Source organism: Azospirillum sp. RU38E (genome assembly GCF_900188385.1).
Classification (GTDB): Bacteria; Pseudomonadota; Alphaproteobacteria; order Azospirillales; family Azospirillaceae; genus Niveispirillum.
Map to the genome: position 1 here is coordinate 1 of NZ_FZOI01000016.1, position 11,804 is coordinate 11,804.

General features: G+C 64.2%; 9 protein-coding genes and 1 pseudogene. 1 reads left to right on the forward strand and 9 read right to left on the reverse strand.

The annotated features are described in order from the left end of the window. The 6 genes and pseudogenes from CHB97_RS20350 to CHB97_RS20375 all read right to left on the reverse strand — a co-directional run. A pseudogene (locus tag CHB97_RS20350) lies at positions 1-191 on the reverse strand (5-dehydro-4-deoxy-D-glucuronate isomerase); the annotation flags it as partial. 24 nt (positions 192-215) lie between these two features. Beyond that, positions 216-1,655: a glucuronate isomerase gene (gene uxaC, locus CHB97_RS20355; protein ID WP_089289850.1), complete on the reverse strand. Its 1,440-nt coding sequence runs from the start codon at positions 1,653-1,655 to the stop codon at positions 216-218. Positions 1,656-1,809: 154 nt separating this feature from the next. Next, entirely contained in the window at positions 1,810-2,874 is a 1,065-nt protein-coding gene (locus CHB97_RS20360; RefSeq protein ID WP_089289929.1) for a LacI family DNA-binding transcriptional regulator, read from the reverse strand. 111 nt (positions 2,875-2,985) lie between these two features. Further along, positions 2,986-4,449 (reverse strand): mannitol dehydrogenase family protein, encoded by a 1,464-nt coding sequence (locus CHB97_RS20365; protein WP_089289851.1) that lies wholly within the window; start codon positions 4,447-4,449, stop codon positions 2,986-2,988. Continuing rightward, positions 4,446-5,951 (reverse strand): UxaA family hydrolase, encoded by a 1,506-nt coding sequence (locus CHB97_RS20370; protein ID WP_089289852.1) that lies wholly within the window; start codon positions 5,949-5,951, stop codon positions 4,446-4,448. Before CHB97_RS20370 ends, CHB97_RS20365 begins: the two co-directional genes overlap by 4 nt. A 136-nt stretch (positions 5,952-6,087) precedes the next feature. After that, positions 6,088-7,689, reverse strand: a complete 1,602-nt coding sequence (locus CHB97_RS20375) for a carboxylesterase/lipase family protein (RefSeq protein ID WP_089289853.1) — start codon at positions 7,687-7,689, stop codon at positions 6,088-6,090. 155 nt (positions 7,690-7,844) lie between these two features. Between CHB97_RS20375 and CHB97_RS20380 the strand changes: the two genes are divergently transcribed. Further along, positions 7,845-8,843 carry an alpha/beta hydrolase gene (locus CHB97_RS20380; protein WP_089289854.1) on the forward strand — a complete coding sequence of 333 codons (999 nt, stop codon included), beginning with the start codon at positions 7,845-7,847 and terminating at the stop codon, positions 8,841-8,843. A gap of 41 nt (positions 8,844-8,884) precedes the next feature. On the opposite strand, the gene CHB97_RS20385 is transcribed toward CHB97_RS20380, so the two are convergent. From CHB97_RS20385 to CHB97_RS20395, 3 genes are read right to left on the reverse strand one after another with little or no spacing between them, the layout of a single operon-like run. Further along, entirely contained in the window at positions 8,885-9,793 is a 909-nt protein-coding gene (locus CHB97_RS20385) for a polysaccharide deacetylase family protein (protein WP_200820046.1), read from the reverse strand. Positions 9,794-9,796: 3 nt separating this feature from the next. Continuing rightward, on the reverse strand, positions 9,797-10,555 hold the full coding sequence (locus CHB97_RS20390; protein WP_089289855.1) for an aspartate/glutamate racemase family protein: 759 nt from the start codon (positions 10,553-10,555) through the stop codon (positions 9,797-9,799). Positions 10,556-10,584: 29 nt separating this feature from the next. Then, the gene (locus CHB97_RS20395; protein ID WP_089289856.1) at positions 10,585-11,778 is read right to left on the reverse strand and encodes an NAD(P)/FAD-dependent oxidoreductase; all 1,194 of its coding nucleotides are present in this window, start codon (positions 11,776-11,778) and stop codon (positions 10,585-10,587) included. Positions 11,779-11,804 lie beyond the last annotated feature (26 nt).

The window sequence follows — 11,804 nt, forward strand, 5'->3', positions numbered from 1 at the left end:
TGGGTGGGCAATTCCAGAACGCCATCCACCGGGGCGGCCCCGCCGATGACAAAACGCTCATTATGGGAGTAGTTCAGCACCACCCGACCCGGCTGGAAAATCCCCGTCACCAGATAGCGGTTACGCAGGTCACCCGTATTCGCCGCTTCCAGGCTGTCCGGATGCGTGGCGTGGAACGTCTTCTCAAACATCGAATGTCTCCCCCCAGGAAGGTTTTAGCCGCGTGGGTCCGCAGGCAGATTATTCAGGCGATAGGCACGGCGCGGCAGCGTCCAGGTCAGATCAAAGGCCAGTTCTGCCGCCTCATCCTCATCCAGCCGCTGTTCCGTCACCAAGCGCGCCAGGAAGGCGCAATCCACCCGGCGGGCCACATCGTGGCGGGCGGGGATGGAGAGGAAGGCACGGGTATCATCGTTGAAGCCGGCGGTATTGTAGAAGCCGGCGGTTTCCGTCACCTGCTCCCGGAAGCGGCGCATCCCTTCAGGGCTGTCATGGAACCACCAGGCCGGCCCCAGGGTCAGGCATGGATAATGGCCGGCCAGCGGCGCCAGCTCACGCGCATAGACCGTTTCATCCAGGGTGAACAGGATGATGGACAGGCGCGGGTCATTGCCATGCGCGCCCAATAGTGGGCGCAGCGCCTGGACATATTCGGTCTGGCGCGGAATATCGGCACCCTTGTCACGGCCATAAGCCGCGAAGAGCTGTGGGTTATGGTTGCGGAACGAACCGGGATGGATCTGCATCACCAGCCCGTCATCCAGGCTCATCCGCGCCATTTCGGTCAGCATCTGGGCACGGAAAAGTTCAGCCTCAGCGGCATCAGCCTTGCCGGCCACAACCTTGGCAAACAGGGCTTCCACCGCCGGGCGCGACAAGTCGGCCGTGGCGGCGGTGGGGTGGCCATGGTCGCTGGCGGTCGCCCCCATGGCGATGAAATCAGCGCGGCGCTTGCGGTGGGCAAGCAGATAGCCGTCCCAGCTTTCCACATCCTCCCCCGTCATCTCCCCAAAGCGCGCCAGGGCCCCGGCGAACTCCTCATGCTCAGGATCGACAACGGAATCGGGGCGATAGGTGGTCACGACATTGCCATGCCAGCCCTCCGCCCGCATGGCGCGGTGATGGGGCAGTTCGTCCACTGCCCCTTCGGTGGTGGCCAGCAGGGCGATGCGGAACCGGTCGAACAGGGCGCGGGGCCGGAAGGCCGGGGTGGCGAGGGCGGCAGTGATGCCGTCATAATATTCATCGGCTGTTTCCGCCGACAGGGCCTGGGTGAAACCGAACACTTCCCCGAACACATGGTTCAGCCAGATGGAGGAAGGCGTGCCGCGGAACAGGTGGAAATGGCTGGCGAACAGCCGCCAGGCCTCCCGCGGGTCCGCCCCGCTCGGCCCCTGGCGCGAGGGCACACCCAGCTTTTCCAGCGGAATCCCCTGGCTGTAGAGCATCCGGTAAAGATAATGGTCTGGTGCCAGCAGCAGCGATGTGGGGTCGGTCCAGGCGGCATTTTCCGCAAACCAGGCCGGGTCTGTATGGCCATGCGGGCTGATGATCGGTAGGTCACGGATTTCGGCATAAAGCCGCGCGGCCACCGCGCGAGCTGCCGGATCGGACGGAAACAGACGTTCCGGGTGCAGGCGCAACGTTTTCGCCACCGCAAATCCCCCCTTGTCGCCCCCCGTTATGCCGGGATGGAGCTTCTGCCAGAATGATCACCGGCATCTTGTAGGCTTCGATGGTAACCGGTGTCAACGACGGTCGCAAGTAATTTGATGCTGGTCGTACCAGGATGTGAAATCGCTGTTCGCCTCACCCTTTCGGGGGGGCCGTCGATGAACGGATGGTCAGCCGCGCCTCATAGGCGGGGGCCGCGCGCCGGCGCTTGGTTTCCTGGTTATCCAGCAGCAATTCGGCCGCACTGCGCCCCATGTCCCGGATCGGCCAACGTACCGTGGTCAGCGGTGGCCACATGCGCGATGCCAGCGGCGTATCGTCAAAGCCGATCACCGACAGGTCTTCCGGGATGCGCAACCCACGCAGATAGGCAACATGGTAGAGCCCGGCCGCCATTTCATCATTGGAGGAGAAAATGGCAGTCGGTCGCGGCTCCAGGCTCAACAGCCGTTCGGCCGCCGCCACACCGGACTCAAAAGTGTAACCACCGCGCACGATATGATCAGGGGACAGCGTGATGCCCCGCTTATCCAACTCACCGCAGAAACCTTCCAATCGCTCCCGCGCGGAGCGATAGCCTTCCGGCCCGGTGATGACGGCGATTTCCTTATGCCCCAGATCAAGCAGATGGGCGGCCGCCTGGGCCGTGCCGATCCGGTCGTTGGAGGCGACCATATGCGCCGGCTCATCCAGCGCGGCGGAGGCGATGCGGACATGCGGGCAACCCAGTTCCCGCAGCATCGCCACCAGGGCATCATTCTCTGACACCGGGGGCAGCAGCACGACGCCGGCCAGCTTCTGCCGTTCCACAAAGGCGCGGATATCGTTGAACAGCGACGGGCTGCCCCGGTCGCAGGGATAAACCACCAGTTCAAATTCCGACCCGCGCAGCCGGTCGAGAATGCCATATTGCGAGATGACAATGGTTTGCGCGTTCGGGTTGTCATAGATCAGCCCGATCAGGAAGGAGCGGCGAAAAGCCAGCCCGCGCGCCTGCGGGTCTGGCACAAAGCCGCTTTCCGCGATGGCGGCATTCACGCGCTGGCGCGTCTCCTCGCTGACCAGGGAGGAACCGTTGATCACGCGGGATACCGTTTTCTTCGATACCTCCGCCATGCGGGCAATATCGTTGATGGTCGGTCGGCGTTTCGGCACCGGGGCGGTACGCTCTTGGGGGGCCGACAGATCGCTGTCCGACATGGTTTCCGTTTCCTGATCCTGGGCTGAACCGCCGGCCACCTCTTGCGGGCGGCCTTAGCGGTTCAATCTCATATAGTAATAGGGAGGCTTGGGCGAAAGCAATCCATCGCCTCAGCCTGCCAGCGCGCGCGCCACCGCCGCCGCATCGCCCGGTGCCAGGGCGGCATAGGCGCTTTCCAGCGCGCGCCGGAAGCGGGCATCCGCCGCCAGGGCAGGCGGGAACACCGCGTCGAGTGCCAGGAAGGCGGCGACATCGCTGCCTGCCTCCCCCTTGGTGCCGGCTGCAATGGTCAGCAACCGTTCCGCCAGCGGATCGACCAGCTTTGGCTGGCCCGGCTGGGCGCGCTGGCGCAGGAAATGCAGCCAGCCCGCCACGGGCAGGCAGAGCGCATCCACCGCCCTGCCCTGCGCCAGCGTATCGGCAATGGTGCCCAGCAGGCGCACCGGCAGTTTCTGCGAGCCATCCCAGGCGATTTGCGACAGCAGATGCCGGATACCCGGATTGGCAAAGCGGGCCAGAATGGCGCTGATATAGACATCCAGATCGAACCCATCCGGGGCCGGCACCGTGGGGGCAATATCCTCCCGCATCAACCGCTCAACAAAGCGGGACAGCAACGGATGCCCCACAGCATCGGCCACGCTTTCCAGCCCCAGCAGCAGGCCCAGATAGGCCAGGCTGGAATGCGGGCCGTTCAGCAGGCGCAGCTTGGCGCGCTCGAACGCGGCTACATCGCTGGTCATCTGCACGCCGACACTTTCAAAGGCCGGGCGGCCATTGCAAAACCGGTCCTCCACCACCCATTGGGTGAAGGGTTCCCGCTGTACCGGTGCGGCATCCGCCACGCCCAAGGCCTCGGCAACGCGGGCCTTCAGCGCCTCATCCGTGGCCGGCGTGATACTGTCCACCATGGTGCAGGGGAAGGCCCCTTCCGCCTCAATCCAGCGGGCCAGGGCGGGGTCCAGCCGGTCGGCAAAATCCACCAGCGCCCGGCCCAGTTTGCGGCCGTTGTCAGAAAGATTGTCGCAACTGACCACGGTGAAGGGCGGCAGCCCATCGGCATGGCGCAGGCGCAACCCCTCCACCAGCCAGCCGATCAGGCTGGTGGGGGCCTGCGGGTTGGCCAGATCGGCGCGGATGGCGGGGTGATCGGCATCCAGCAGGCCGGCGCCGTTCAGGCAATAGCCCTTTTCCGTCACCGTACAGGTGACGATGCGGGTGGCCGGATTGGCCAGCCGGGCCAGCACGGCGGCCCGGCTGGATGGCGCGTGCAGCACCTCCCGAATTGCGCCGATGACGCGGTATTCCGCCTTTTCGCCCAAGGTAGCCAGCGTGTAGAGTCCCTGTTGCGGTGTCAACGCATCGGCAATATCGCGGCTGTTGAGCGAAATGACGGAGAGCGCCCAGTCGCCCCCCTGTTCCAGCACACTGTCAATATAGCTGGCCTGATGGGCACGGTGGAACGCGCCGGGGCCGATATGGACAATGCCGATCCCGACCGCTGCCCGGTCATAGGCGGGACGGCGGACGGCAGCGGGCAAGCCGGCAAGGCTGGTGTCGGTCAGTCGGCTCATAAGGTCACCCCACTTTTCCACAAGGCGATTTCACGTTCGCCATTGGTTTCATTCCGGGCCGGTACACCGCTAGCGGTAACGGCAATCAGGTCCAGCAACCGGTCGGTTGCCGCCTCCATCCCGCCGGCGCACAGTACCGTTCCGGCATCGAAATCGATCCAGCGCGGCTTGCGGCTGGCAAGGTCGCTGTTGGTGGCAATTTTCAGCGTCGGCACGGGGAAGCCCAGCGGCGTGCCCCGCCCGGTGGTAAACAGCAGCAGCGTGGCACCCGACGCCACCAGGGCGGTGCAGGAAACCGCGTCATTGCCGGGCGCTTCCAGCAGGGCAAGGCCCGGCCCGCTGACCCGGCCGCCATAGGGCAGCACCTGGGTGACAGTAGCCCGCCCACCCTTTTGCACAGCCCCCAGCGATTTTTCTTCCAGGGTGGTGATGCCGCCGGCCTTGTTGCCGGGGGAGGGGTTTTCATGCACCGGCTGGTTGTGATCCAGGAAATAGCGTTTGAAGCCATTCACCACGCCGACCAGATCATCAAACACCTGCCGGCTGCCGGCACGACGCATCAACAATTCTTCAGCGCCGAAAATCTCCGGGATTTCGGTCAGCACCGCCGTGCCGCCACCGGCCGTCAACCGGTCTGTCACCCGGCCCAATAGCGGGTTGGCCGTCAGGCCGCTGAACCCGTCCGATCCGCCGCATTTCAACCCCAACACCAGATCAGACAGGGGGCAGGCCTCCCGGTGGTCCCCCTCCGCGATGGCGACCAGTTCTTCCACCGCCGCCAGCCCCTCCTCCAGTTCATCCCCCACCTTCTGGGCGGCGAAGGCGCGCAGGCGGGCGGCATCACGGTGCGGCATCTCCGCCAGCAGCCGGTCCAACTGGTTGGATTCACAGCCCAGCCCCACCAGCAACACGCCGCCGGCATTGGGATGCTGGGCCAGGGCGGCCAGCACCGACCGCGTATGGTCCAGATCATCGCCCAATTGCGAACAGCCAAACGGGTGCGGGAAGGCATGGACCCCATCCACCCGACCAGCGAAACGACGGTTGCCTTCCTCTGCGATCAACCGGGCCGTATTGGCGACACAGCCCACGGTGCACAGCACCCAGATTTCATTGCGCGTACCCACCCGCCCGTCGGGGCGGCGGTAACCCTGGAAGGTCGGCAAGTCCCCCGCCACCGCCGGCGAGGGCGGGTCCGGCTGGTATTGGTAATCCAGTTCGGCATCCAGGCCGGTTTTCACATTATGGCTGTGAACATGCTCCCCCGGCCCAATGGCGGCGGTGGCAATCCCGATGGGCCAACCATATTTGCGTACCGGCGCACCGGCCGCGATGGGATGCAGTGCCAGCTTGTGCCCCTTGGCGATATCGGCGGCGACCGTAATCTGTGTTTCACCGACCGCTACACGTTCCCCTGCGGTCAGTGGGCGCAGGGCAGTGGCGACATCATCCTGTGGGTCGATCCGCCAAACGCCAGGCAGTTCATGATCAACATTGGGCATGAAGCACTTCTCCCCCCTGCCCGCCAGTACACCGCCAAGCAGGCCGGTCCCCTGTCGCAGGATCAATTGCCAGACAAATCAATGCCACCGGAATGCCACCCAGTGTAACCGGTGTCATGCGCAAAATCGTCGCCCCTCAGGTGCCTTGCTGAGTGAACGGCACCTTGGCGAAAAGCTGACGTTCTGCCCCACGCGGATCGCTGGCCAGTTCGGGGCGGACGTCGAACAGCATCGTCTCCCGCCCCTCCAGCCGATAGGGGCGCCATGCCGGCAGGCCGGGATGGTTGGGGTTGCCGCTGCGGGCAAAGGCGATGAAGGCATCCATCATCTGCTGCGAGACGGCAGCGGCATCGGCCCCGGTGCCGGTGCCGGTGATGGAATCCGGTGCGTCCAACGTGCCGAAGACCAGCGGAATATCCAGCGTGTGGGGGGCCCCCCATTTGCCGCCATCCTTGGGCGAGCCCCAATTCAATTGATAGGCAAAGACGGGCGAACCCTGCTGGGCACGCAATTCCGCCTCCACCACCGCACCACGCCAGGACCGGCCGGCGGTGGTGGCGGCGAAAAACACGTCGCTGGGGCTGTAGGCCGGGTAAAGCCGGCGATATTCCGCCACCACTATTTCCGGGGAGATATCCACCCGCATATGTTTGGCCAGCCGGGCCGGCAGCTGTTCCCAGGTCAGGGTGAAACTATCCGGCTCCCCACCGCCGATCAGGCTGCGGGTTTCATCCTTGGTATTGCCGATCATCATCGGGATATCGGCGGAAAGGGCCGGAGCGTCGGGATAGAACGGGTGCCGCGTCAGGCTGCGTTCATCCAGCACCGGGCCGAAATAAATCCCGCCGCTGCCGATCACCGGGTCGGTGGTTTTCAAGGCCGCCACCAGCCTTTCCACCGGCAGGCGGGCCACCTCCGCCGCGCGATCCGGCGTCAGGCCCAATGCGGCCAGATAGGTTTCCGCCCGCCGGGCGGCGTTCAACGGGCCGGAGGCCGTCAGTTGCTGCCCGCTCATCGTGGCGGCACGGTGGAACAGGCCGCGTGCGGCCGGCATGGCCATCAAGGTGGCGATCTTGGCCCCGCCGCCAGACTGGCCGAACAGCATCACCCGGCCCGGATCGCCCCCGAAAGCGGCGATATTATCCCGCACCCATTGCAGCGCCAGCACCAGATCCAGCATCCCCGCATTGCCGGAATCCGCATAATCGCCGCCCACCAGCCGACCCAGGGAAAGATAACCAAACAGGTTCAGCCGGTGGTTCAGCGTCACCACCACCACATCACCCCGGCGGGCCAGCTTACTGCCATCATAAAGCGGGTTGGAGCCGGAGCCGCTGGCATAGGCCCCGCCATGGATATAGACCATGACCGGCCGGCGCGCCGCATCCAGCCCCGGCGTCCAGACATTCAAAAACAGGCAATCTTCCGATGTTGCTTCATTGATGCGGCCCTGCGGACAGGCGGTACCGAATGTCAGTGCCTCCTGAACGCCTTTCCAGGGCTGGGGCGGGGCCGGCGGCAGAAAACGGCGCGGGCCGGTATCAGCGCCATAGCGGATGCCCTTGAACTGATGGATACCGTCCAGGGTACGCCCGCGCAGCTTGCCATAGGTGGTTTTCACCAGGGGCGCGCCCTGCCCCGCCGCCCAACCGGTTCCGGCCCAGACGGTGGCAAGGGTAGCGGCCGCACCACGCAAAAAGGCCCGCCGGCCAAAGGCGTCATCCGCCCGGTCGATCATCCCGATATCCTCCCCAACGCGTAGGCCTGTGCCGGCCCTTGTCTTCTCTTAAGGGTGCGATCATAAGGAAACCGGTGTCAATAGCCAATACATCTCTTTGACAGGGGCAGACGCAACCGGCGATAAACCGATCAGCACGCTGGGAAGGATACCCTATGATCAATCGCCGCCGCTGGTTGGGCATGACGGCCCTTGCTGCCACCCTTATCGGGACCATGGGCCGGGATGCCCAGGCTGAACCGGGGGCCGATTTCCCGCTGACCGGGCCGGACCCGGCAGAAATATTGCCACTGTGGCCCACCCGCCCGCCGGGCGGACCGGTACCGGGGCTGGTGGAACAGGTGGAGGATCGGGCCAAACCCGGTGGTCTGAAGGATCGGGCGGCACTTCACATCACCCAACCGACGCTCAGCGTATTCCGCCCCGCCAAGCCCAATGGATCGGCCCTGTTGCTGATCCCTGGCGGGGGCTATGCGCGGGTGGTGATGGATAAGGAAGGGTTTGAAACCGCCCGGCTGCTGGCGGCAAAGGGCATTACCGTCTTCGTGCTGCTTTACCGTCTGCCGGGCGATGGTTGGGCCGGTGGGCCGGATACGCCAATGCAGGATGCACAGCGGGCCCTGCGGCTGATCCGTCATAATGCCCCGGCCTATGGCGTGGCACCGGGACGCATCGGCGTCATGGGGTTTTCTGCCGGCGGGCATTTGTCAGCCAGCCTTGCCACCCGTTATGAGGAAAAGCTTTACGATCCGGTGGATGCCGCCGATGCGGTCAGCGCCCGCCCGGACCATGCCTGTCTGGTCTATCCGGTCATCACGCTGGCGCCGCCATCGGCCCATACCGGTTCCGCCCATAACATGCTGGGGCACAATCCGGCCCCGGATCGGGTGGCCCGCTATTCCCCGCAAAATGGGGTCACGACGCAGACACCGCCCAGCTTCCTGCTGCACGCGCTGGACGATAAGGGGGTGGCGCCGGAAAATTCCCTGCTGATGCTGGCGGCCCTGCAGCGCGCCGGCGTGCTGGCGGAGGCGCATTTCTTTCAGGAGGGCGGCCACGGTTTCGGCCTGCGCGGGGCGGTGGGCAAGCCGGTCGCTGCCTGGCCCTCGCTCTACCTGGCCTGGGCACGACGCAACGGGTTCATTCCGGCCTGAAAAAACGAAGGGGGCGGCCAGCCCGCCGCCCCCTGCCCTGATCAAGCCGGCATATGGCCTTCGCTGTTGGCCAGATACCAGCGCGCCAACTCTTCACGCGTCGGCCACCAGACCCCATCCAGGCTCTTGGCATATTCCAGAAACTCCCGGATCGCCCGGACACGGTAGGCGCGGCCGGAGACATGCGGATGCAGGCCGACATTCATCAGCCGCGCCGTCTTCTCCCCTTCCTTGTGCAGCACCGACAGTTCCTCGATCAGCGTATCGCGGAAAGCATCGGTGGTCAGGCCCCGGCGGGTCAGCAGGGTGAAGTCGTTCAGCTCGTTGGAATAGGGCACGGAAACCAGCGGGCCATTCTCGGTCTTGATCCGATAGGGCTGGTCATCATTCATGATGTCGCAATAGAACAGGAAACCCTGTTCGGCCAGAATGCCGGCCGTGTTCAGCGTGCCGCGCAGGGAGGAGGACAGCCAGCCCAGCGGCCGGCGGCCGACATTGCGCTCATACATTTCAATGGAACGCAGGATGATGTCGCGTTCCTTTTCCGGCTGCTTGGCGAAATTGGTCAGCAGCTCGCCCTGTTCGTAATTATGGGCCAGCAACTCCCAACCGCGTTCCAGGCAGGCTTCCACCATGGCGCTGCGCCGCTCGAAGGTCACGGCGTTGGTGGTGCAGCTTGCCTTGACACCCAGTTCGTCGAACAGCTCATACAGCCGCCACAGGCCGACGCGCTGGCCATATTCACGCCAGGTGAAATTGGGGAAATCCGGCGTATCGCCCGGCAGCACGTCCGGCAGAATGGCCGGGCCGCCCGCATAATAGGGTTTGTCGGTATCCTTGGTCAGATCCCAGGTTTCCAGATTGAAGGTCAGGATCAGGGCGACCTTCTTGCCGTTGGGCCAGCGCAGGGGGCCGCGCTTGGGCATCGGCACATAATCATAGCTCAACATGGATCAGAAATCCTCAAGCAGGCGGCCGAAGCCATAAACCTTGTCCTGGATACCGCTGGCGCGCAGGGCGTGCCAGTATGTTGCCGTATTGATGGCAATCACCGGCTTGCCCAACACCAGTTCGGCAGCGGCGGCAAAGCGCATCATGGACAGGTTGGTACCAACCTGGATGATGGCATCCACATCATCGCCATCCAGGTACCGCAGCGTCTCGCGCAGCTTCTGGTCGGTGACCTGGGCAATGGCGGTCCAGGTGGGGCAGCGCAGCGGCGCGTCGCGCACCGTCTCATATCCATAATCAGACAGGAAGTTGCGCACCTGTTCATTCGCCACCGGATAATAAGGCGACAGGAAGGCCACCTTCTTGATCCCGCCATAGGCGGCCAGGGCGGCGGCCACCGACTCCGACCCGGTGGACAGTTCCACACCGCTGATCTCATGGATCTGCTTGTGGAACTTGCGCGCCCCTTCGGCCCCGCCATAGAAGGTGATGGCCGACATGCCCATGACCAGATAGTCCGGGTTGCAGGTCATCACCGACTTCACGGCATCGATGGTGTTGTCGGCAATGGCCTGGGTGCCAGCCAGAAAGGTCTCGTCGCTGATCGCCTGGGCATTGGCGACGATGATGCGGCTGTAATGGTTGGTCACACCGGCGGGGCGCAGATCGTCATAATCGGGCTGCACCGTGGTGTTGGTGCTGGGGCCCAGCACGCCGAACAGCTTGCGCCAGCCGCGATTATCCTTGCCTTTGACTTCCATGATCAAATTCCTTTGCCTCTGGGGAGGGATCAAGCGATGGCGGCAGCGTCGGCCAGGCTCTGGAACATGGCCTGACGCAGCAGGAACTGGCGGCGCTTGGCCGGATCGGCTTGGGTGGCGATCAGTTCGTCCCGGCGCTTGGCCTGGGCCTCGGCCTGACTTGCCTTCATCATTTCCATGGTCTGGATGGTCTGGGCCTGCACGAAGCTGCGGGCGGCCCCCCGGCGCTGGCGGCTGAACTGCTCCAGGCTTTCCTCATCCGGGCCGTTTTTGATGATCTTGGTCAGGCGCTGGCACAGGTTGAAGGCATCATGGATGCCGCTGTTCATGCCGAACCCGCCCAGCGGGTTGTTCAGATGCGCGCTGTCACCCACCAGGAAGGCGCGGCCCTGGCGGAAGCTTTCCGCCACGCGCTGATGCATCCGATAGATGGTGCGGTGATAGGTCTGCACCCCGGTCTTGCCGATCAGGCGCTGGAACACGCGGTCGCGGTTCTCGTCAGAGGTCAGTTCCGCATCCGGCGTATCCGGCTGGGCCGGCAGCAGGATGCGCCAGACGGATGGCACGCGCAGCAGCACCAGCCATTCCTCCGGATCGGCCACATAATTCACATGGGCCAAATTGGGGAAATATTCTTCCAGCGGTTCCTTGGTCGACAGGCAGAGGAACTTCTCCGGGTAGGTGAAGCCCTCAAACCCAATGCCCAGCCATTTGCGCACGGCGGAATTGGCGCCATCGGCCCCGATCACATAATCGGCCCGCACCTTTTCAATGGCGAACGGCGTTTCAAAGGCCAGATCGACACCGGTGTCGTCCTGGTTCAGGTAGACCAGACGGCTGCTGAACTTCACTTGCGCCTTTGGATGGGATTCCAGCTTTTCCGCCAGGGCGCGGGCCAGATGATATTGCTCGCACTGCAGGCGATAGGGGTAGCGGGTGATATCCGACAGTTCGCTCAGATCGAATTCCACCACGTCACCCGTGCGGCGGTCGCGGTAATGGTAAAGCGGTGCCTTCAGGCCCTTATCCAGCAGGAAGGGAGTGATGCCCAGCTCATCCAGCATTTCCAGCGTCGGCGGATGGAAGGTGGAGGCGCGCAGATCCTGCGCGCAATCGGGGCCGGCTTCCAGCACCAGCACATCAATGCCTTGCTGTGCCAGATAATATGCGGCCACCGTCCCCACCGGGCCGGCACCGGCGACCACCACCTGCGTTCTGATCATCGGCCTTTTATCCTTATCTGGTATCC

Coding starts and splice junctions, on each gene's coding strand:
- CHB97_RS20390 (WP_089289855.1), bottom strand. CDS start 10,555: ATGGAAGTCAAAGGCAAGGATAATCGCGGCTGGCGCAAGCTGTTCGGC.
- CHB97_RS20370 (WP_089289852.1), bottom strand. CDS start 5,951: ATGCCCAATGTTGATCATGAACTGCCTGGCGTTTGGCGGATCGACCCA.
- CHB97_RS20375 (WP_089289853.1), bottom strand. CDS start 7,689: ATGATCGACCGGGCGGATGACGCCTTTGGCCGGCGGGCCTTTTTGCGT.
- CHB97_RS20395 (WP_089289856.1), bottom strand. CDS start 11,778: ATGATCAGAACGCAGGTGGTGGTCGCCGGTGCCGGCCCGGTGGGGACG.
- CHB97_RS20385 (WP_200820046.1), bottom strand. CDS start 9,793: ATGTTGAGCTATGATTATGTGCCGATGCCCAAGCGCGGCCCCCTGCGC.
- CHB97_RS20365 (WP_089289851.1), bottom strand. CDS start 4,449: ATGAGCCGACTGACCGACACCAGCCTTGCCGGCTTGCCCGCTGCCGTC.
- CHB97_RS20380 (WP_089289854.1), top strand. CDS start 7,845: ATGATCAATCGCCGCCGCTGGTTGGGCATGACGGCCCTTGCTGCCACC.
- CHB97_RS20360 (WP_089289929.1), bottom strand. CDS start 2,874: ATGTCGGACAGCGATCTGTCGGCCCCCCAAGAGCGTACCGCCCCGGTG.